The 21112-nt window shown below is 70.1% G+C and carries 20 protein-coding genes; 12 read left to right on the top strand and 8 right to left on the bottom strand.

Translation table 11 applies throughout. From position 1 onward, the window contains the following. Positions 1-51: 51 nt before the first annotated feature. Positions 52-810 (bottom strand): nucleotidyltransferase domain-containing protein, encoded by a 759-nt coding sequence (locus WMF46_RS40040; RefSeq protein ID WP_437982031.1) that lies wholly within the window; start codon positions 808-810, stop codon positions 52-54. 123 nt (positions 811-933) lie between these two features. Continuing rightward, positions 934-1635, bottom strand: coding sequence for a hypothetical protein (locus tag WMF46_RS40035; protein WP_437982030.1), 702 nt, complete (start codon positions 1633-1635; stop codon positions 934-936). A 425-nt stretch (positions 1636-2060) separates the two neighbouring features. Between WMF46_RS40035 and WMF46_RS40030 the strand changes: the two genes are divergently transcribed. The 3 genes from WMF46_RS40030 (at position 2061) to WMF46_RS40020 (ending at position 4255) form a co-directional block, all read left to right on the top strand. After that, positions 2061-2552, top strand: coding sequence for a DoxX family protein (locus tag WMF46_RS40030; RefSeq protein ID WP_437982029.1), 492 nt, complete (start codon positions 2061-2063; stop codon positions 2550-2552). Positions 2553-2649: 97 nt separating this feature from the next. Then, the gene (locus WMF46_RS40025; protein WP_437982028.1) at positions 2650-3273 is read left to right on the top strand and encodes a glutathione S-transferase family protein; all 624 of its coding nucleotides are present in this window, start codon (positions 2650-2652) and stop codon (positions 3271-3273) included. Between the two features lie 4 nt (positions 3274-3277). Next, positions 3278-4255 carry an endo alpha-1,4 polygalactosaminidase gene (locus tag WMF46_RS40020; protein ID WP_437982027.1) on the top strand — a complete coding sequence of 326 codons (978 nt, stop codon included), beginning with the start codon at positions 3278-3280 and terminating at the stop codon, positions 4253-4255. 24 nt (positions 4256-4279) lie between these two features. On the opposite strand, the gene WMF46_RS40015 is transcribed toward WMF46_RS40020, so the two are convergent. Further along, positions 4280-5290: a LysR family transcriptional regulator gene (locus WMF46_RS40015; protein ID WP_437982026.1), complete on the bottom strand. Its 1011-nt coding sequence runs from the start codon at positions 5288-5290 to the stop codon at positions 4280-4282. A 90-nt stretch (positions 5291-5380) separates the two neighbouring features. Between WMF46_RS40015 and WMF46_RS40010 the strand changes: the two genes are divergently transcribed. Then, positions 5381-6574: an FAD-dependent oxidoreductase gene (locus WMF46_RS40010; RefSeq protein WP_437982025.1), complete on the top strand. Its 1194-nt coding sequence runs from the start codon at positions 5381-5383 to the stop codon at positions 6572-6574. 57 nt (positions 6575-6631) lie between these two features. Here the strand turns inward: WMF46_RS40010 and WMF46_RS40005 are convergent, their stop codons facing one another. From WMF46_RS40005 to WMF46_RS39995, 3 genes are all read right to left on the bottom strand, one after another. Next, positions 6632-8812 (bottom strand): penicillin-binding transpeptidase domain-containing protein, encoded by a 2181-nt coding sequence (locus tag WMF46_RS40005; protein ID WP_437982024.1) that lies wholly within the window; start codon positions 8810-8812, stop codon positions 6632-6634. 1 nt (position 8813) lies between these two features. After that, the gene (locus WMF46_RS40000) at positions 8814-9194 is read right to left on the bottom strand and encodes a BlaI/MecI/CopY family transcriptional regulator (RefSeq protein ID WP_044969989.1); all 381 of its coding nucleotides are present in this window, start codon (positions 9192-9194) and stop codon (positions 8814-8816) included. Positions 9195-9281: 87 nt separating this feature from the next. After that, the gene (locus tag WMF46_RS39995; RefSeq protein ID WP_437982023.1) at positions 9282-10487 is read right to left on the bottom strand and encodes an FAD-dependent monooxygenase; all 1206 of its coding nucleotides are present in this window, start codon (positions 10485-10487) and stop codon (positions 9282-9284) included. Between the two features lie 209 nt (positions 10488-10696). Between WMF46_RS39995 and WMF46_RS39990 the strand changes: the two genes are divergently transcribed. Beyond that, complete coding sequence (locus WMF46_RS39990; RefSeq protein ID WP_437982022.1) at positions 10697-11362, top strand: TetR/AcrR family transcriptional regulator; 666 nt, start codon at positions 10697-10699, stop codon at positions 11360-11362. Positions 11363-11462: 100 nt separating this feature from the next. Here WMF46_RS39990 and WMF46_RS39985 read toward each other — a convergent pair whose 3' ends face one another. Next, entirely contained in the window at positions 11463-11621 is a 159-nt protein-coding gene (locus WMF46_RS39985; protein WP_437982021.1) for a hypothetical protein, read from the bottom strand. A 54-nt stretch (positions 11622-11675) separates the two neighbouring features. On the opposite strand from WMF46_RS39985, the gene WMF46_RS39980 reads away from it, so the two are divergent. Next, positions 11676-12350: an HAD hydrolase-like protein gene (locus WMF46_RS39980; RefSeq protein WP_437982020.1), complete on the top strand. Its 675-nt coding sequence runs from the start codon at positions 11676-11678 to the stop codon at positions 12348-12350. 89 nt (positions 12351-12439) lie between these two features. On the opposite strand, the gene WMF46_RS39975 is transcribed toward WMF46_RS39980, so the two are convergent. Continuing rightward, positions 12440-12805, bottom strand: coding sequence for a hypothetical protein (locus WMF46_RS39975; protein ID WP_437982019.1), 366 nt, complete (start codon positions 12803-12805; stop codon positions 12440-12442). A gap of 497 nt (positions 12806-13302) precedes the next feature. On the opposite strand from WMF46_RS39975, the gene WMF46_RS39970 reads away from it, so the two are divergent. The 6 genes from WMF46_RS39970 to WMF46_RS39945 all read left to right on the top strand — a co-directional run bounded on the left by WMF46_RS39970 (position 13303) and on the right by WMF46_RS39945 (position 21107). Further along, positions 13303-14694, top strand: coding sequence for an MATE family efflux transporter (locus WMF46_RS39970; RefSeq protein ID WP_437982018.1), 1392 nt, complete (start codon positions 13303-13305; stop codon positions 14692-14694). Between the two features lie 238 nt (positions 14695-14932). Next, entirely contained in the window at positions 14933-17515 is a 2583-nt protein-coding gene (gene mxcH, locus WMF46_RS39965; RefSeq protein WP_437982017.1) for a TonB-dependent siderophore myxochelin receptor MxcH, read from the top strand. Between the two features lie 88 nt (positions 17516-17603). Beyond that, positions 17604-18362, top strand: a complete 759-nt coding sequence (locus WMF46_RS39960) for a MotA/TolQ/ExbB proton channel family protein (RefSeq protein ID WP_437982016.1) — start codon at positions 17604-17606, stop codon at positions 18360-18362. Between the two features lie 2 nt (positions 18363-18364). Further along, positions 18365-18820 carry an ExbD/TolR family protein gene (locus tag WMF46_RS39955; protein WP_437982015.1) on the top strand — a complete coding sequence of 152 codons (456 nt, stop codon included), beginning with the start codon at positions 18365-18367 and terminating at the stop codon, positions 18818-18820. Continuing rightward, the gene (locus WMF46_RS39950) at positions 18813-19751 is read left to right on the top strand and encodes a ferric siderophore ABC transporter substrate-binding protein (RefSeq protein WP_437982014.1); all 939 of its coding nucleotides are present in this window, start codon (positions 18813-18815) and stop codon (positions 19749-19751) included. Before WMF46_RS39955 ends, WMF46_RS39950 begins: the two co-directional genes overlap by 8 nt. Before the next feature lie 30 nt (positions 19752-19781). Continuing rightward, complete coding sequence (locus WMF46_RS39945) at positions 19782-21107, top strand: hypothetical protein (protein WP_437982013.1); 1326 nt, start codon at positions 19782-19784, stop codon at positions 21105-21107. Positions 21108-21112 lie beyond the last annotated feature (5 nt).

Genomic DNA, 21112 nt, shown 5'->3' with positions numbered 1-21112 from the left:
GCAGCGCACCCGCGCGTCGGTCAGCAAGCCCTCGTTGGGCGGAGCTCCGTGTCAGTCCTCCGGCACGGGGACCCTTTCGGAATCCCACTCGAAGAAGCCCCGTGCACGGATGGTGCGGTCAGCCAGGGCTCGCGCTGCGAGCTGGCGCTCCTCGAGCGTGGAGACCCCGAAGAAGCGACGCGCCACCTCGGCGACTTCACGGTCGCTGCGTTCGACCTCGAGCAGCAGGTTCTTGTTCCCTGGCACCGTCCCGCGCTCGGCGCGGAGGTGGTACCGGAGCATCTCCATGACCGCCTCCCCGAGCAACGCGCTCGCCATGGCGGGATCGCGCTCCACGATGTCCTCGCCGTCTTCCAGGAGCGTCGCTGCTGAATAACGAGCGGACGCGTCCTCATCCGGAGTGAGTACGGCGCGCTTCTTCAGCCACTCGGCGGCCTCGTCCCGCAGGCCGTCGATCGCTTGGCCGCCGAACACAGGGAAGCCGGTGGCAATCATGTGCGCCGCGGAGGGGCGACCGCGCTCGTGCTCGCTGGCGAAGTACGCTCGAATTGCGCGTGCCGGGTTGACGAAGATCTCGACCGGAACGTCGCCGAACCACCGCTGTAGGCGCTGCTTGTACGGACGCTCCTGTACGACGAAGACGTCCAGATCGCTGCTTCGATCACCTGCGCCGCGGACGACCGACCCCGCGGCGACGATCGCCCGCGGCTCGAAGGTCTCGAATACAAACGCGACGACCGCGCGGAGCGCTGTTGCATACCGCGGAGGGAGGTCGGGCCAGCTGCACATGGCGAGTTTGTCCGGGCTCATCTGGTTCTCCGATGTCGTCTCATCTGCCTGCCCAACGACCTGCGGCTGAGCCACATAGTGACGTCGGCTGCTGCCGCCGGGTGGGCAGCTGCGGAGCCGGATCTCTGGACACGGGGAGGCACGTCAGCAAAAATGGCACGTTTGGCGGAGATCGCAGCCGAGGCATCGCTCGGCGAGCGCCGTGAAGTCGGGCACAGCAAAGGGAAGACCTCCCTCGCGCGAGAACAGGTCTTCGAAGAGCCGGGCAGGCGGAAAAACGTAGTTGCCAAAGGTGATGCTCACCCATGAACGAGCGGCAGCGATTCCGGCGATCTCCATGTGCCCGGCCTTGTAGGGGTAATTGGCGATAGCATACGGCGGAACGTCCACGAGATCCATGCGCGCTCCGAAATCGAGCGCCGCGTCCTCGGAGTCGCTGTCGGCGGACATCGACACGGGCACCTGGGTGCGATGGCATGTGATCGCGACGTAGTAGACGTCGTCGAACTGCGCTTGCGTCATGTCGACCCGCGCCCCGCCTTGAAGCGCTTCGAGCGCAAGCAGAGGCGGTCGCTTCGGTCGGAACTCGCTCCAGATCGTGGCTTGAACGTTGTCATCATTCTCCAGGGAATGGCAGAGCTCCTCCGCGGAGTCGGGACGCAGCCACGAGCCCGGATTGCGCCCGCGGTCCTTGCCGGCCTTGGGCATCCCGCGCGACATGGTGAACACGAAGGACCCAACGGGCCCGGGGTCCGTCCGCACAAACCGCTCGGAGTTCTTCCCGACGAACCCAGCACTCATTGCGGCCTCGAGAAACGCCGTCATCGCCTCCGCCTTGAAGGCCAAGCTCGGATCGAGCGGGACGAGCAGATGAGAATAATACATGCTCATGGATTGCCTCGCGGTCCTGGGAGCCCGCCGTGAACGAGTCGCCACGTATCCGTGGAGGGGGACTCCAGCCCCTCGTGCCGCCCTCTCGCATCGTGGAAAATAAACGTATTCGACGGCTGCCCCACCTTGTCAAGGAGACCAGCGCCGGACCGTGCGGGCTCTCCACCGGACGAAGGCGCGGCTCGTGCCGACGGCGGCGAGCGGCGCGCCCGCGTTCGCGTTCGCGTTCGCGTTCGCGTTCGCGCAGCATCGCCCCGCGCCGGAGCGCGTCCGCCGGGCCGGGCGCCCGGTCAGGGGCGGCGCGGCGATTTTTTTCAGGCGACCGATGATTCCTGGCGGGGCCGGGGGTCTACGGGGTGAATCCCAGCACGGAGGCACCCATGACCGCGATCTCCACCAGCATCCATCATCGTGACCAGGATCTCACCACCGCGCCCCGGGCCGAGGCGCCGACCAGCGTCGCAGCGCCCGGCGCGGCGCCGTCCAGGCGAGCGCTGTGGGCGGGGCACGTCCTGAGCGGGCTGGGCGTGCTGTTCCTGACGTTCGATGCCGCGGTGAAGGTGCTGCAGCTGTTCCCCGCGGATGCAGCCACGGCCCAGCTCGGATTCCCGGTCAGCCTCGTCCCCACCCTCGGCTACCTTCAGATCGCCTGTCTGGCGACGTACCTGATCCCGCGCACCGCGGTGCTCGGCGCGATTCTGTGGACCGGTTACCTGGGCGGCGCGATCGCGATCCACGTGCGGGTCGGGAGCCCGCTCTTCAGCCACACGCTCTTTCCGATCTACATCGCCGCGCTCCTCTGGGCGGGGCTCTGGCTGCGCGACCGCCGCGCGCGCGCGCTGCTCGCGAGTCCGGCGTCGCTCGACCGATGAGCTTCCCATGGGCTTCCCGCCTCCCCGCCTTCATGGTCAGATGGGGCCGCGGCCAGCCCGCCTCTCGAACCATGGATCGCGAGCAAGGAGACCACCGATGATCAAGGTCTACAACTTCGCGCGCGGGGCCCGCGGCCTGCGCGTGATGTGGCAGTGCGAAGAGATGGGTTTGCCCTACCAGGTCGAGATGGTCTCGTTTCCGCCGAGCGAAGCCTACCTCGCGCTGCATCCGCTCGGCACCGTGCCGTTCCTCGAGGACGAGGGCGGCGTGGCGATCCACGAGTCCGTCGCGATGATGCTCTACGTGGCGCAGCACTACGGGCCCACGCCCCTCCTGCCCGGCAAGGGCGATCCGGCGCTCGCGCGCGTGCTGCGAATGGCCGTGTTCGGCGAAGCGACCCTCGGGGCAGCCGTCAATGCCCTGCTGACAGCACATTTCGGCGCGCCGGAGGCGGACAAGCGCAACTGGTCGGTCCGCGCGCACGAGGCAAGCATCGAGAAGGCCTTGCGCTTCACGACCGGCATGCTCGGCAACATGCCTTTTCTCGCCGGCGAGGGCCTCACGCTCGCCGACATCTCCGTGAGCACCGCGATCGGAATCTATCGCGGCGCGCTCGGCAAGACGCTGCCCGACGAGCTCGTCACCTACCAGGAGCGGATCGCCGCGCGGCCGGAGTACCAGCGCGCGCGCGCGAGGTGCCGTGGCGAGGACAGGAGCTGAAATCATGAATCGATCGTGGCCTGCGGTGGTCAAGTCGTTGATCTTCGTCCTCGCGGCGGTGCCCGTTGCGTGCGGCGACACCGGCGTGGATCCGGGCGGGGCAGGGGGCTCGCGCCCGGAGTCGCCCCACAGCTCGGGCACGCCGGCGTCGACGTCCACCTCATCGGCGTCCGCCTCATCGACATCCGCCGGCGGGGGCCCCGGCGTCTGGATCCCGGCGCTCGAGACGTCGTGGCACTGGATGATCGACCACGCCCTGGACCTGAACGACCCCAGGGACATGGGCCTGGTCGATCCCACGGGAGCGCCCATCGAGTCGCCGCCTCCCACGGTCTACGACCTCGACTGGGAGTTCACGCCGGCCGAGACGGTGGCCGCGCTGCACGCGAAGGGCGCCAAGGTCATCTGCTACGTCGACGTCGGCGCGTTCGAGGACTATCGGCCAGACGCCGGCGACTTCCCGGAGTCGGTCAAAGGCAACCCGGACTACCACTGGGAAGGCTCGTTCTGGCTCGACATCCGGCAGATCGATGTCCTCAGGCCGATCATGCTGGCCCGGTTCCAGGTCTGCAAGGACAAGGGCTTCGACGCCATCGAGCCCGACGAGGTCGACGGTTACGCCAACGACTCCGGGTTCCCCCTCCGCTATGGAGACCAGCTCGCTTACAACGTGTTCATCGCGGATCTCGCCCACTCGGTGGGCCTGTCCGTGGGGCTCAAGGGCGACATCGAGCAGGCGGCGGACCTGTGGCCGTACTTCGACTGGACGCTGAACGAGCAGTGTTTCGAGTATGAAGAGTGCGAGCTCCTCGTCGATTCCTTCCTGGCGAACGGCAAGGCGGTGTTCGAGGTGGAGTACGACGATCCGTTCTCCGGTCACATGACCGACAGGTCGCTCTTCTGCGAACAGGCGAACGCCTGGGGCTTCAACAGCATGGAGATGCCGCTCGACCTCGACGGCGGCCGGTGGCCCTGCCGGTGACCCGCGGCCTTCCGAGCGCCCGCATCATCGCCTTGTCGGTGAGCGGGGCGTAGGCCTCGAATCCCGAGGTCCACTCGGCTTCTTCCTCGTGCCCTCCGCCGCGCGGCCTCGCGCGCGCGGGCCGTCCCGGAGCGCGGCGATGACGAGCTCCCGGAAGCAGCGGGCGCCCTCGTCCTCGTGGGTCCGCTCGTGCCAGACGAGCTGCATGCGGAAGACGAGCGCGGCCACGGGCGGCTCGAGGAGGGTGAGCGGCGCGAGGCGCGCGAGCGCCTCGGCGATGCGGCGGGGCATGGCGGCGACGAGGTCGGTGTTCGCGGCGATGACCGCGGCGGCGGAGAAGGTCGGGACGGCGGCGGCGATCTCGCGGCGCAGCCCCTGGGCCGCGAGCGCCTCCACGGCGGCGCGGTTGCCGATGCCGCCGCGCCCGAGCGCGATGTGGATGTCGATGTGGCGCAGCGAGTTGAACGCCTCGCGCGTGAGCCGGCGGCGGGCGCACGGGTGACCGCGGCGGACCACGAACACGCTGTCCTGCTCGAAGAGGTCCGCGGCGTGGTGGCCCGGCGGGAGCGGGTGCGCGGGCGCGATGGTCGCGTCGACGTCGCCGCCGCCGAGCCCCCCGGTCGCCTCGAGGTGGTCGACGCTCACGACGCGGAGGGTCGCGCGCGGCATCTCGGCCGCGGCCGCGCGCGCGATCGCCGGCAGGCTGCAGATCTGGTCGAGGTCCGAGAGCGCGAGCGTGAACGCGCGCGTGGTCGCCCGCGGGTCGAACGCGCGATCCCCCTCGATCGCGCCCGTGATCTCGCCGAACGCGGCCCGGAGCCGCGGCGCGATCTGCTGCGCGCGGGGCGTGGGCACGAGGCCGCGCCCGCTGCGCACGACGAGCGGGTCGCCGAGCTGCGCGCGCAGCCGCGCGAGCGAGTTGCTCACGGCCGACGGCGTGACGCGGAGCCGCCGCGCCGCCCGCGCCGCGCTCCGCTCCTCGAGCACCGCGTGCAGGACGAGCAGCAGGTTGAGGTCGAGCGTCGACAAGTTCACGGTTGGTGACGATTATCATCACGGATCATCACTGGCAATGAGCGTCAGTCCCACCCATGCTGGCCAGGAATCGAGGTCGGAGGTGGCGAGATGACACAGCGAGGTGTGCGGCGGGTGGTGGTCGTCGGCGGGGGCATCGCGGGCCCGGTGCTCGGGATGTTCCTTCAGCGGATCGGCGTGGAGGCGACGATCTTCGAGGCGCGCGCGGCCCCTCTGGAGCAGGAGGGCGCGTTCCTGGGCGTCGCGCCGAACGGGATGAACGTGCTCGCGGATCTGGGCGTCGCGGGCGCTGTGCAGGCGCGGGGCGCTGTGTGCGACGGGATCCGGTTCGAGAACGCCCGCGGGCGGCGCATCGGCGTGATCGATCAGCGCGACGCGGCGCGCCGGTTCGGCGCGGGGCTCGTGATGATCCGGCGCGGCGCGCTGCACGCGGCGCTCGCGGAGGAGGCGGCCCGGCGGGGCGTCGCGATCCGGTACGGCATGCGGCTCGAGGGGGTGGACTGCTCGGATCCGCGCGAGGTGGTGGCGCGCTTCGAGGGCGGCGGCGAGGCGCGCGGCGACGTGCTCATCGGGTGCGACGGCGTCCGATCGCGCACGCGGGCGGCGGCGCTGCCCGGCGCGCCGGCGCCGGGATACACAGGCCTCATCGATTTCGGCGGCTTCGCGCGCTGCCCCGGCGCGCCGCTTCAGCCTGGCTGGAGCGTGATGGTCTTTGGCCGCCGCGCGTTCTTCGGCGCGTTCGCGGCGCCGGAAGGCGAGGTCTGGTGGTTCCACAACAGCGGGGAGCCCGCGCCGGAGGGCGCCGCCGCGCCGGGGCCGCTCCGCGAGCGCATCCTCGCGCTCCACGAGGGCGATCCAGGCTGGATCGCGGACGTGGTGCGCGCGACGCCCGAGGTGCTCGGTCCGTGGCTGCTGCACGACATCCTGACGATGCCGCGCTGGCACGCCGGCCGGGTCTGCCTGATCGGGGACGCGGCGCACGCGGCGACGCCGCACGCCGGCCAGGGCGCCTCGCTGGCCATGGAGGACGGGATGCTCCTCGCGAGGTGCCTGCGGGACGAGCCCGAGCCGGAGCGAGCGTTCGCGGCGTTCGAGCGGCTGCGGCGGCCGCGGGTCGAGGCGATCGTCCGCCAGGCGCGCCGCAACGGCAGCCGCAAGGCGGTCTCGGGGCCTGTCGCAGGGTGGCTCCGCGACCGGGCGCTGCCGCTGTTCTTGCGGATCGGCGCCGCCGCGCAGGAGCGCGTGCACGCGTACCGGATCGACTGGGAGGAGCGGATCGCGTAGCCGGGGAGAGGGCGGGGGCGCGTACCCCTCGACGTGGGCGCCCTCGACGCGCTCGAATCAGCGCCCGAGCGCCCGCGCGGTGATGCGCGCGAACACCGGCCCCGCCACCTTGCCACCCGTCGCGTCCTCCGCGGCGACCACCGCGCCGACGAGGATGACGAAACGCGGCTGCTCGGCCGGCGCGACCCCGATGAAGCTCGCGTAATTACGCGGCTCGCCCGCCGCCGATTGCTCGTCCGTGGTGCCGGTCTTCCCGGCGACCCGCACGCCTTGCACACGCGCCGCTTTGCCCGTCGCCTGCTCGTCGCTCACGGCGCGCTCCAGCATGCCCATCACCGCCCGCGCCGTCTCCGGGCGGAGCACGCGCTCGTTCTCCACGTGGTGCTCGAAGCGGACGCTGCCGTCCGCGCCCCGGGCGCGCCGGGCGAGCGTCGGCGCATTGAACACGCCGTCATTGGCGATCGCGGCATAAGCGGCGGCCATCTGAAGCGGGCTGGCCATCGCGCCGCCATGGCCCGATGCCAGGGCCACGCCGCGGAGCGAGCCGTCCGCGATGACCGGAGGCACCTCGCCGACCGGCGCGCCGCGGAGCTGGATGCTCATCGCCTCGCCGAAATGAAAGCGCCGGAGCCAGCGCCCGAGCGCCTCGCCGCCCAGCTTGTCGAAGATCCGCGAGGCCCCGATGTTCGATGAGAGCGTGAGGATCTGCGGCACGTCGAGCCACTCGTTCGGCCTCGCGTCGCGGAGGATCTCCTTGCCATAGCTCCGCGCTCCCTTGTCGCAGAAGAACCGGTCGGTCACCGCAATGGCCCTCTCATCGAGAGCGGCCGCGACGGTGAGCGACTTGATGGTCGAGCCGCTGATGCGCGGCGCCGCGGCGGTGCTCGGATCATGGATGGCCAGCACCTCGCCGGTCTTTGGATCGAGCACGATCGCAGTGGCGGCGACAGGGTGCCATTCGTCCGCCATCCGCTTCATCTCTTCATCGACGATCGCCTGGATGTCGCGATCGATCGTGAGCTCCAGGCGATCGGCCGGGGCGCCCAGCACGGAGGCGACCTCCGCGGTCAGGTGGGCCAGAGAGGCCGGCGTGGAGCTAGCAACGGCGGAGGTAGAGGTCGGAACGGACGCGCCCGCCGGTGCAGGAGCGACCGGCTCCGACTTCCCGGACGGATTGGCCGGATTGGCCGTCACAGCCGCGACAGGTCCTTCCTTGCCGGCGGTGACGCACGCCACCACCCCGAGCAGCGCCGCAGCAGACGCGGTGATTGCAATGCCCCGCGCCGCCGACGTGCGCAGAGACCCCGCCCGCGGTCGCACGATGGCCTCGACCCGCGCCAAGAGCTGCGAGGGCTCCGCCATCCCGAGCGCTCCGCCCGGCACCTCACGGAGCCGCGCCGCGCTCGTCGCAATGGCCAGCAGGTGCTCGGCATATTCGGTCGGCCGGGCCCCGCTCGCCAGGACCCGCTCGTCCGCCGAGAGCTCGCGCTCCATGCGAAGCCTGCGCGCCGCGAGCCACACAAGCGGGTTGAACCAGTGCATTGCACAGGCGAGCTGCCCCACGATCTGGGCAAGACAATCGCGCTGCCGAACGTGCGCCAGCTCGTGCAACAGCACGGCCCGCCAGCGCGCCTGGCTCCACTCGAGCGCCTCCCGCGGCACCAGCACCACCGCCGAGAAGACCCCGGTCACCGCCGGCACATCGATCTCGGAGCTGACGCACACGCGGGCGTTCATGCGCGCTTCGCCGAGGGTCGCCGTGATCCCGGGAAACGAGAGCGGGGTCGCGCGCCGGGCGATCCCACGCGCCTTGGCGAGGCCATGGGCCAGGCGAGCGAGCACCGCAAATGCCCCGAGCGCCCACACGGCAAGGAGCACCGGGCCCCATGGAAAGGACTGCTTCGCCGGAGCGACCGGCGTGAACGGAGCCTGCGCCACGGCGTGGGAAACAGGCTCGACGGAGGGCGGGGCAATGGCATCCCCGATGGGCTCGGCGAATGGTCTACTCGCGTCCGCGACGCCAAGCTCGGCGACCGGCAGCACGCGCCACGCCGGAACGAGCCGCGAGGCGACCGGCACCAGCGCTGCGGCCGCGAGCCCGAGCACCAGCACGAGCCGGCGTGTGGAGGCCGGCGCGCGGCGGAGCAGCGGCATCACCGCGAGGGCGAGCCCGAGGAGCACGGCGCCCCGCGCGGCATCGACGAGGAACGGCAGCGGGCTCATCTCGATCGGGCTCATCTCAACCCCCTTCTTTCTTGGCGCGCTCGATCACCTGGGCGATGCGATCCAGCTCTTCCCGCGATAGCTTGGACTTCGACGTGTCGACAAGCGCGGTGACCGCTTGCTCGACCGAGCCTCCAAAGAACGTCCGCACGACCTGCGCCAGCGCGCTCCTGCGAGCCTCGCTCGGGGCCGCGACCGGCGTGTAGACGTAGCGTTGCCCTTCCTCCACGTGCTTGACGTGCCCGCGCTCCTCCAGCAGGCGCAGCAGCGCGCGGACCGCGGAGTAGCTCGGCGGATCCTCGAGGTTGTCCTTCACCTCGTGCGCGGTCGCGCGCCGTAGGCGGTACAAAATGTCCATGATCTCGCGCTCTCGGCGCGTGAGCGGCGGCTTCGGCATGACGTCCATCCGTAGCCTGGTGCTAAGAATTTAGCAAGCATAGCGTGCTAAATTCTTAGCACGTGCGATCGCGAGCTATCCTCGGGCCTACACGCCATAGAGGGGGAGGGTGAGCGCCGTCGAGGCCTTCCGGCCCTTGCGACCGGGGAGCCCCGTGCGCGTCAGCCATGGTGCCACCCGGAGCGCTTGATTCCGGATCCACAGCGCTCGCGATGTGGCGGGGATCAGGCTGGCCGCGCCGCCGCTGGCGAGCGACTGGTTCACCTCGACGAACGGCCTCATGACGCGCTCGTACGAGGCGAAGGCGGCGCCAGGGTCGGAATGGGTAGCCAGCTCCCCCGCCAGGACATAGGCGCCGACCATGGCAGTGCTCGTACCTTGGCCCGACAAGAACGACGGCGCGTGGGCCGCGTCTCCCACAAGGGCGACCCTCCCCTTCGACCATCGAGGCATGCGGATCTGGCTGACGACGTCGAAGAAGACATCGGTGGCCTCCTGCAGAGCGGCGAGCATCCGCGGTACTTCCCAGCGGGCGCCGGCGAAGACACTGGCGGTCAACCTTCGCTGCGCCTCGATGTCGGCGAACTCCGAGAAGGGAGGCTGGGGACGGGCGAAGGTCAGGAAGGCGTGCAGGCGATCGCTGTCGCCGGCCGCGAACAGCACGGCCGCCTTCCCGGGCGTGTTGCTGATGAACGCCTCGTGAGAGAGCCCGAGGGTGTTGGAGATGGTGAAACCTGCAAAGCAGTAGCCGAGATAACGGTGGTACTGCGCCTCGGGCCCGAAGGCGAGCCGCCGTGTGTTCGAATGCAATCCATCAGCGCCGATGACCAGGTCGAAGGGGCGTTGCAGGCCGCTCTGGAAGTGCACATCGACGCCGCCGCCGTGCTCGTTCAAGGTGGTGATGGAGTCGCCGAAGCGGAATTCGACGTCATCTCGGACGGCGTCGTAGAGCACCGTCGTGAGCTCTCCGCGAGGCAGCTCCAGATCCCGGCCTTCCTTGCCGCCGGTGAGCGCCTCGGGCCGGATCGACCCGATGAGCGCGCCGTCGCCATCGACGAACGTGATTTTGCGTGAGTCGATGTGCGCGGCTGCGATGCGCGACAACACGCCCATGCGCTTCACGACGTCGATCGCGGTGCCCCGGATGTCGATGGGGTAGCCGCCGCTTCGCACAGCGAAAGCCTTCTCCACCACCGTGACCTGGAAGCCGTACCTGTGAAGCCAGTACGCGAGCACGGGGCCGGCGATGCTCGCGCCGGAGATCAGGATCTTCTTGTTCCGCGAAGTCGCCATGTGTCCGCCTTCCTTCGGTGTGAGCTCGCAGCGGCGGAGGGCGCATCCGCGAGAGATCGGCGCGACCCGCCCGCTGCCACGAGGCAGGGCAAGCAGCGGCCGACCGCGGTCCACTCGGCCCGGGGAGCTCTGACGTCGACTACACTACACGGTGTAGTATACAAAGGCCAGGGCAAAATGAGGCCAAAATGGGCTATACCTGGAGGTGCATGTCCTCCACCGGCGCACAAAAGGCTCTTCGTGAAGGGTCCGCGCAAAAGCGATCCGCCATCCTCGTGGCGGCCCGGGAGTTGTTCCTGGCCGACGGGTTCGACCGCTCGAGCGTCGATGCCGTCGCCGCTCGCGCCGGCGTCTCCAAGAGGACGGTGTATGACTATTTCGGCGACAAACAGGCTCTCTTGCTGGCCGTCGTCGAGTCCACAGGTGACCTGCTCATGGCGGCGACCCGACGGGCTATCGAGGACACCTTGACGCACGTCACGGACCTGGAGGACGCCTTGATCACCTTTTCGGCGCGGATCGTGACCGAGATGCTCGGCTCGGTGGACTACCTTGCCCTCATGCGGCTGGTGACGATGGAGTCCGTTCATCTGTCGCAGCTGCGCGGTCGCGACCACTGGATGATGAACGCTCCGGAAGAGGCGATCGCGGAGCGGTTCGCCGAATTTGCGCGTGCAGGGCTGCTCGACGCGCCGAACCCCCGGCAGGCGGCCGATCATTTCATCGCGCTGACCTTCTTGCTCGCCGCCAACGCGTTCGGGCCGGCGATCGCCCCGAACGACGCCCGCATGCGAGAGCTTCTCGTCGAGGGGGTGCGCGCATTTCTTCGAGCCTACGCGCCCAGCCGCCCGGCCCAGCCTCGACCCCGCGCGTAGCGCAGGTGGCCCCGGCGGCGCGCGGCGTCACGGCCGGAGCGTGATGACGACCGTGACATGTCAGGCTCTCGATCGCGACATCAAGGGCGAATCGCCGCGCTCACCTCACGTGGCGGAAGGTGCCCTGCATGATCGCGTGAAGCTCCGAGAGGCTGCGCACGACGCGAACGCCGTCCGGAATACGCTCCTCCGAACACTCTCCCTGCAGCAGCGGCTTCGCGGGGCGCGCCGGGCGCGCGGGGTCCGACGCGCCGCCCATGCTTCTCCTCGCGACCCTTGCCGCCGCCCCCTTCGGTGCCCTACGTGCGCCGCCATGCGCACGTTGTTTCTGGATCTCGACGGCACCTTGACCGATCCGGCCCCTGGCATCGCCGCCTGCTTCGTGCACGCGGCCCATGTGCTCGGGCACGGCTCGATCAGCCTCGCCGAGGTGCGCCGCTTCATCGGTCCGCCGCTGCGCCAGGCATTCGCCGAGATCCTGGCGACGCGCGACAGCGCCCGCATCGAGGAGGCCGTGCGCGTCTATCGCGAGCGCTTCGGCACGCTCGGCCTGTTCGAGAACAGCGTGTATCCCGGTGTGCCAGAGGCGCTCGCGCAGCTCTGCCAGGCGGGCCACGGCCTCTGCCTCGTCACCAGCAAGGCAGCCGTTTATGCCGAGCGCATCGTCGACCATTTCGGCCTTCGCTCGCACGTGCCCCGCGTCTACGGGGCCGAGCTGTCCGGCGAGCGCTCGACCAAGGCCGAGCTCATCGCGCACGCCCTCGAGCGCGAGTCGCTCACCCCCGCTGACGCCTGCATGATCGGCGACCGAGAACACGATGTGCTCGGCGCCAAGGCGCACGGCCTCGTGGCGATCGGGGTGACCTGGGGCTATGGGTCGCGCGCCGAACTGGAGGCTGCGGGCGCCGACCGCATCGTCGACACGCTCGAGGAGCTGGTGCTGGCGGTGCGTGCGTTGAGGGAGACTCGAGGCCGAGCGGCTCGATGAGGCCGCGGCTCCCCACCGTCGCTACCTGAGGTCCATTATCCGGAGGCGGCCACCGATTCCGGCGCCGGCCGGCCACCCGGCGCCGGCGCTCACCACCAGCCGATGTCCTGGATGACGGTGCCGGCGTCGCCGTACCGCACGATCGCGCGGTTCTGACGGATCTCATAGGACTTCGGCGAGCTGTCGACGATGTCCTGATCGAAGGTGTGGCACTCGAGCTTGTAGGTGCCCTCGCCCTGCATCAGCGCGCCCTTCAGCTTGATGTACGTCCCGTTGTGGCGGCTCCTGAGCCGCAAGATCGCCTCCTGGGTGGCGTCGATGAGCAGCTCGAGGTGGACCGTCTTCTCCTGCTTCGGGTGCGACGCGTCGAACGCGAGGTTGACGATGATGCCGGCGTCGAGCAGCGCCTCGATATCCGACTTGGAGAACATCTCGAAGACCATGAGCTTTGCCATCGCGCGCTCCTTCCAGGGATGTGCTCGTGGCTATGTACTACGGCGCGCAGCCCGAGGCCGAGGATCCTCGCGCGGCGCGACGCCGGGGCCCCGCGATCACCCTCGGGCAACGGGCGCCGACCGCCGCGCGCTCCGCGGCCGATCGGCAGAAAATCCCTCCAGATCGCGGTCGAAATGCTGCTCCCGCCGGTCGCCCCGTGCGATGAAAATAAAAATCAATTGCATCTGCGCCGGCGCGTATGCTAGGAGAGAGCAAGCACGCTGGAGAGGGAGGAGCAGGGGCGCGGTGTGCCCTGGGGCTGCCTGTCGGATCGCGTTCGTCCGAGGAGGTGGCTTCGCGGGCACCCTGGCGCCTGCGGACGCTCACGTCTGCGCTCTCGATGTGGGGACGTCATGAAAACAGATTTCTCCCAGCTGCGTTGTCGTTGCGCGCGTGGAGGGCGGCGCGGTTTCGGCCGTGTGGAGTCGATGACACCGAATCGACGGAGATCTGTGCCATGAACGATAGAGACACGCAGAAGCAGTTCATCCTCGAGGGGAAGCTGACGCGAGTGATGTGGGAGCTCTCGTGGCCGGCGGTGCTGGCCATGGTGCTCTACGGGCTCAACGCCTTCCTGGACGCCGTGTTCGTGGGCCAGTTGATGAACAAGAGCGCCCTGGCCGGCGTCGGCATCGCCTACCCCTTGTCCCAGATCACGCTCGGCCTCGGCAGCCTGGTCGGGACGGGCGCGGGCACGGCGCTCAGCATCTACCTGGGCGCCGGCGACAAGAGCAAGCTCCACAGCCTGCTGGGCAGCGTGAACGGGCTGTCGCTGCTCCTCAGCCTGCCTTACACCGTGCTCGCCTACGTGTTCGCTGAGCCGCTGGTGCGCATGATGGGCGGCACCGGGGAGATCCTCGCGTACGGCACCGAGTACTTCAAGGTGACGGCGCTCGGCTCGGTGTTCTGGGTGCACGGCCTGGCCGTGAACATGACGGTGCGCGGCGAAGGCAAGATGAAGACCGCGGCGTGGATGATCTCCCTCGGCCTGCTGGTGGATGTCCTCCTGAAGCCGCTGTTCATCCACACGTTCGGCTGGGGCGTGCAAGGCGCGGCGTGGGCCACCAACGCGGCGATGCTCGTGTACTCGGTCGTGGGGCTCCTGTATTTCGCGAGGGGGCGCGCCTCGTTCGACACGGCCTGGCGCACGATCCGCATCGATCCGGCGATCCGGAAGCAGATCGTCTCCCTGGGCATGCCGGGCATGATCTTGACCATCATGGGCATCGCCCAGAACGTCGTTGTCTTCAACGCGGTCTCGGGCCAGGGCACGGAGAACGACGTCGCCTTCTACGCCGCCTGCAACCGCCTCTTCCTGTTCATGCTGACCCCGATGCTCGGGCTGATGCGCGCCTTGCAGCCGGTGGAAGGGATCAACTACGGGGCACAGCGCTACGTCAGGGTGAAGCGGGCCTTCAGCCTCTTCGGGCTCGCCGGGGTCGCGTTCGTCCTGCCGTTCTGGCTCGCGATGATGCTCGCCCCGAACGCGGTCCTCGGCTTCCTCCTGCCGGGGTCCGAGTTCACCGCGCAGCAGCTGCTCGATTTCCGGATCTACATCGTCGTGCTGCCCCTTCTGCCGTATGTCTTCAACGCGCTGGTGCTGTTCCCCTGCCTGGAGCGGGCGAAGCTCGCGAGCGTGGTCGCCCTCCTGAGGCAGGTGGTGCTCTTCATCCCCTTGATGTGGCTCCTCCCGAGGCTCGTCGGGGTGAGCGGGGTCTACTGGGGGACCACGGCGATCGACGTCGCGATGTTCCTCCTCGTGCTCGTCATGGTGAACCGAGAGTTCCGCAGGCTCGACGGGCGCGACGTGGAGACGAGCGCCGCGCTCAGGGAAGCGCCCGCCGGCTGAGCCCGGCCCGGCCTCCGAGATCTCCCGCCGGCCCGCGGCGATCACCCGGGAATCGCCGCGGGCCGCAGCACGCACCGGCCGACCCACGCGCGCGGCGCCCTCCCCGCGCGCGATGTCCCCCCTCCCTTGCCCGCCCAGAGAGCCCGCGCGGAGCGCCGCGCGCGCGGCCATGAACGGCATCCTGAGTGCACATGCAAAACTGTTGCAACATGTATCTCGTTGCTATAGATGGAGCCGCATGAACACCGAGGCTCCCGCGCGTCGAGGCCCAGCGCGCCCGTCCCGGGCGCGAAGGAGCGCCGGCGCCGCCGCTTTCGTCGCGGCCGGAGCTCTTCTCGCGGGCGGGGCCGCGCACGCGCAGGACGCCGGCGCGGCTTCGCCGGCGGAGCCGGCCCAGGACGCCGCGCCGGACGGCGAAGCGCCTTCGGGCGCCGCCGATGAACCCCGACAGGCGCCGGAGAATCACCCGCCGGTCCTCACCTCGTTCGTCGAGGCCGATTACCCGGCGGCCGCCCTCGCGCAAGGCCGGGAGGGGACCGTCGTGCTGAGGCTCGGCATCGAGGCAGATGGGCGGGTGTCGGCGGCGGACGTGGCGCAGGCCGCGGGGCACGGCTTTGACGAGGCGGCGCAGGCCGCGGCGCAGCGCTTCCTGTTCTCGCCTGCGCGACGGGGGGACACCCCGGTCGCCTCCCGGATCCTCTACGCGTACGAGTTTCACCTCCCGGAGGCGCCTGCGAGCGGCGCGCTCGGCGGGCGCGCGCTCGAGCCATCCAGCGAAGAAGCCCCGATCGAGGTGACCGTGCGTGGGCCGTCGGAAGCCGAGCGGCGCCGGCAGTCGGCCGAGGCCGTGACGGTCGTCGAGACGGACCGCGTCAAGCGGGAGTCCTCGGACATGGGCGAGGTGCTTGCGCGCACGCAGGGGGTCGGCGTGCGCCGCGAGGGAGGCCTCGGCTCGGCCACGCGCTTCTCGCTGAACGGGCTGACGGGCGATCAGGTGCGGTTCTTCCTCGACGGCGTGCCGCTCGATCTGGCCGGCTATCCCTTCGGCGTCTCGAACGTGCCGGTAGGCCTCGTCGAGCGCGTCGAGATCTACAGCGGCGTGGTCCCGGTGCGCCTCGGCGCCGACGCCCTCGGCGGGGCGGTCGACCTGATCACCGATCAGGACCTCTGCGAATCGCGCGCCGGCGCGTCCTACGAGGTGGGCTCGTTCGACACCCACCGGGCGGCGCTCGCCGGCAGCCACCTGCACAGGCCGAGCGGCTTGTTCGCCCGCGCGAGCGGCTTCTTCGATTACGCGAAGAACGACTACCCCGTCGAGATCGAGGTCGAGGACGAGCGCGGGCGCTTCTCGCAGGCGCGCGTCTACCGCTTTCACGACGCATACCGCAGCGCGGGAGGCCACGTGGAGCTCGGGGTCGTCGATCGGCCGTGGGCGCGGCGCTTGCGCCTGCGCGCCTTCGTGACCGACTACGACAAGGAGTACCAGCACAGGCTCGTCATGAGGGTCCCGTACGGCGGCGTGACGTACGGAGAGACCTCGGCAGGCGTGAACCTCCGCTACGAACAGCCGCTGGGGCGCGGCGTGTCGCTCGACGCGGTGGGCGGCTATGCGTACGTCCGAGGGCGCTTCCTCGACGTCGCGACCTGCGACTACGACTGGATGGGACGCTGCGACCCCGAGGACAGCAAGCCTGGCGAGACCGACGCTGTCCCCCACGACCAGGTCTTCTGGGACCATTCCGCCTTCGCGCGCCTCAACGTGGAATGGCGCATCCGGCCGTCGCACGCCGTCCGCCTGGCCGTCGCGCCGACCTACGTGACACGGACGGGCGATGAGCGCCGGCAAAGCGACCCGGATAGCCCCGATCCGCTCGCCGACCGCCGCAGCGTGCTCTCGCTGGTGAACGGCCTGGAGTACGACCTCGACCTGCTCGAGGACCGGCTCGATAACCTTCTTTTCGCCAAGCAGTACGTGCAGCGCGTCGCGAGCGAGAGCTCGGTCGCCGGTGATCCTGCGCGCGACCGCGACGGGAGCACCCACCGCTTCGGTATCGGCGACGCGCTCCGGTACAGGTTCACGCCGTGGCTCTACGGGAAGGCCTCCTACGAGTGGGCGACGCGGCTGCCCAGCCCTGACGAGGTCTTCGGCGACAACACGTTCATCGCGGCCAACCTCGGGCTCGATCCCGAGATCAGCCACAACGTCAACCTCGGGCTCACCCTCGACGCCCGCGAGACGCCGGCGGGCGCCTTTCGCGCGACGGGCAATGGCTTCCTGCGCGCGGCGGACCGGCTGATCGTGCTGCTCGGCAACGATCGGGACCAGAGCTACGAGAACGTCCACGGCGCGCGGTCGCTCGGCGTCGAAGGCTCCGCCGGATGGACCTCGCCCGGGGAGCACCTCGCGCTCGACGGCAACGTCACCTACCTCGATTTCCGCAACACCTCGAGCGAGGGGGCGTTCGGCGCCTTCGAGGGAGATCGCATCCCGAACCGCCCGTACCTCTTCGCCAACGGCTCCGCGCGCCTCCTGTTTCACCGCGTCTTCGCCGCGGAGGACGAGGTCGCGCTCACGTGGAACAGCCGCTACGTACACGAGTACTTCCGCACCTGGGAGAGCCTCGGCCGGCGTGAGTCCAAGCAGGTGATCCCCTCGCAGCTCGTGCACTCGGCCGGGCTCGGATACGTCGTCCGGCGCGACCGCGCGAGCCTGAGCACGACGCTCGAGATGCAGAACCTCACGGATGAGCGTGTGTTCGACTTCTTCCGCACGCCGCGCCCGGGACGGAGCTTCTACGTCAAGACCACGGCGGATCTCTGAGCTCGAGGGGCAGGTGATGGGATGAACGGCCACGCGACGAATCAACTGACCCTGCGGCTCGCCGAGCACACGAACCCGAGGAGATGAGATGTACACCGTTGTAGCGGTCAAGAACCTGCTCGTTCAGTCCGGCGCGTCCTGGGTCCTGTGGCTCCTGTTCGCGCTCTCGGCGGGCAGCATCGCCATCGCGATCGAGCGCTGGCTCTACTTCCGCTCGAAGGACGACGACGTGCGAGCGCTCGCCGCCGAGCTCGACGCGCACCTGTCGAATGGCTCGGTCGCCGCCGCGCTCGACGCGCTCCGGCCGATGCGGTCGGTCGGGGCGATCGTCGCCCGCGCGGGCTTGAGGCTCGCGCAGCGCGGGTCGGCCGCGGCGGACAAGGGGATGCAGAGCGCGATGGCCGCCGAGCGGAAGGCGCTCGAGGCGCGGCTCGCGTACCTCGGGACCCTCGGCAACAACGCGCCTTTCGTCGGCCTCTTTGGCACCGTCATCGGCGTGATCCTGGCGTTCGAGCAGCTCGGTCAGGCCACGGGGGCGGCGGGCGGCGGGGCCGCGAGCCAGGTCGCCTCCGCCGCGGTCATGGCGGCGATCGCGGAAGCGCTCGTGGCGACGGCCGTGGGCATCGGCGTCGCGCTGCCGGCCGTGGCCGCTTACAACTACCTGCAGCGCCGGATCGCCGCGATGCTCGACGACGCCGAGACGCTCTCGAACCTGGTGCTCGCCTACCTGGCGACCGGAGAGGCCGCGTATCCGTCCTCTCGTGTCGAGCCCGCGCGCGCGGCCCATGGCGGCGCTTCGATCGACAAGCCGATGAACGGCGAGGCGTCCCGCCCGGAGGCGGCCTAGTCATGGCGAGCGCCGGGCAGAGCGCGAGAGCCCGCCGCGGCGGGATCATCGAAGGGATCAACGTGACGCCGCTCGTCGACATCACGCTGGTCCTCTTGATCATCTTCATCGTCACCGCGAAGATCGTTGTCGCGCCCGCCGTGCCGCTGGATCTGCCGCACGCGTCGCAGAGTGAAGAGGTCCAGGCGGTGCTGAGCGTGGTGCTGCCCGCGGAGGGGCCCGCGCAGGTCGACGGGGCCGCGATCGACGATGCGGCGCTCCGCGAGCGCGCGCGGGCGGCCCTGACGCGCGATCCGCAGCTCCGGGCCGTGATCCAGGCCGACCGCGCCGCCTCGCACGGCCGCGTGATGACGGTGCTCGACACGCTGAAAGCCGCGGGGATCGCGCGTGTCGCCTTCGGCGCAGTCCGCCCGGAGGCCGAGGCCCATGCGGCGGAGAGGACGGGCCACCATGATTAAGTCGGAATTCCACCCCGAGAGCGTCGCCGGCATCGTCCTCGACGCGGCGCGCTCCCACGTCCAGCCCCGGCGCGCGAGGGGAGGAGCCCGCGCGTTCGCGGCCGACAGCACGGCCGGGATCGTCCTGGGGGCCGTCAAGGAGCATTCGGCCCGAGCGCTCGTGCTCGCGCTCATGCCGGCGGCCGTCATGCAGGGCACGGTCGGGATCATCGCGTTCCGCCTGGGCCCGGACGACACGACGGCGAGCCAGCGCGACGCGCGCCCGCCGCTGCAGGTGGAGCACGTGGTCAATCTGGCCCCACCGCCGTCGCCACCGAGCCCCTCGCCGCAGGCGGAAGCTCCGGCGCCCAGGGCCGCCGAGCGCTCCCCCGCGCGCGCGGCCGCTCCTGCCGCTCCTCGGGCGCCTGCCGCTCCCGCCGCGCCTCCACCGCCCGCGCAGGCAGGGCAGGTCGCCCTGGCGGAGAACGGGGCTGCGCCGCTCGATTTCACCGGGTTCGACATCGCCGTTGGCCGCGGAGAGCGGTATGCCGGCGGTGTCACCTCCTCTGCGGGGACGAGCGCGCAGGCGGTGAACGCCGCGCGTGTGGACCCGAGCGCTCCGCCGGAGCGCCGGCAGGGAGGCCCCTCGCGCGCAAGGCCTGTCGGGCAGCCCGCGCGGGAATGGAATTGCCCCTGGCCGCGAGAAGCGGACGCGCTCTCGGTGGACGAGCAAACGGTGGTCATTCGCACCGTCGTTCGTTCGGACGGCACCGTCGCCTCGGCGGAGCTCCTCTCGGACCCGGGATACGGCTTCGGCCAGATGTCGCTCGCGTGCGCTCGCAAGCAGCGATTCCTGCCCGCCGCCGACGAGGGAGGCCAGCTCATCACGGCGACGTCGCCGCCCATCCGCGTGAGGTTCACGCGACATTCGCGATCCACGGGCGCGCCCTAGCGAAGCCCGACGCGAGAAAGGAAGCGAGAGATGAACTCTTCAGGTACCACCAGGCTCCTCGAGGTCGAGGCCGCCGCACGCTCGAGCGCCCGGCGCGGCGAGCAAGGGCGGCGACTCACGGAACGATGCGTGAACGTGATGGGACGCGCGCGATGGCCGCTCGCGATAACGTGCCTCTTGTCCCTGCCGCTCATGGCTGGTTGTGGCAGCGATCCCGGGGAGAGCGGCGTCGAGGCGCCGGACGACGGCGGTCCCCGCTATGCCATCGTCAGCCGCATCGAGGACACTGACTTCACGAACAGCACCGTGTTCGTCTGGGTGGTCGACGACCTGAGCGGAGGGGCCGTCCGCCTGGACGAGGCCCTCGAGCTGCCCGGGAGAGGCTCTATCTGGGGAGTCCCGCGAACCGAGGTGTTCTATCTCGTGAGCTCCGAAGATCTCACCATCTCGAAATACAGGGTGGTCGCCGGCAAACCGGAGCTCGACGCTCGTCTCGGGCTCGGCGGAGCCGGGATCTCCGTCCTCCTCGCGGAGAAGATGGCGTTCGACGGCCCGGACCGAGGGTTCCTCTTCGATCTCGTCTCGGGGCAGGTGCTCGAGCTCGACCTCGCCGCCATGGAGATCTCCCGGCGCATCGACGTGTCGGACGCGCAGATCGACGCCGCGGACTACACGTTCCTCGGGGAGCCCAACCTTCGTGAGCACGGCGGCCGGCTCGTCGCTCCGCTGTACGGCGTGAGCGCGGCGTACGATCGCGTGGCCAGCGAGTCGAAGATCCTCTTCTTCGATCCGACCGACGGCTCGTTCGAGGTGAAGGCCGCGCCTTGCGGAGGCCTCCTCAACACGGTGAAGGCGCCGGGCGGAGACATCTATTTCTCGTCCGATCCCTATGTCGCCTCGGTCTTCATGACCGACCCGGAGAGAGCTCCTGCGCCGTGCATGGCGCGCATGGCTGCGGGCCAGGACGAGCTCGACACCGATATCGTGGCGCTCAACGATGTGACCGGCGGACCCACCGGCGGCCTGATCCCTGGCTCCGACGGCGTGGCGTACGTGCGCGTGCTGGACACCGGCAGCTTCTCGCCCGGCGCCGACGCCACCCATCTGGAGGCGTACGCGGCGCAGGACTGGCAGACGTGGCGCATCCAGCTCGACGATCCGGGATCGGCCGAGCGCCTCGATCGCCAGCCGCTCGCCGGCGGCATCAAGGTGTTCGAGGTGGACGAACAAGCCTACGAGAACGAGTCAACGACAGGCTTCGAGTCGACAACGCTGGTGCGGACGACCGGAGACGGCGCGCCCGCGCGCGCGCTGACGATGCCTGGCGTCACGTGGAGCGTCTTGCGCGTGCGCTGAACAAG

The sequence above is a fragment of the Sorangium sp. So ce117 genome (genome assembly GCF_051524395.1).
GTDB lineage: Bacteria > Myxococcota_A > Polyangia > Polyangiales > Polyangiaceae > Sorangium > Sorangium cellulosum_B.
Note: the sequence above shows the minus strand (reverse complement) of the source record. Positions and strands in the feature narration are given on the sequence as shown.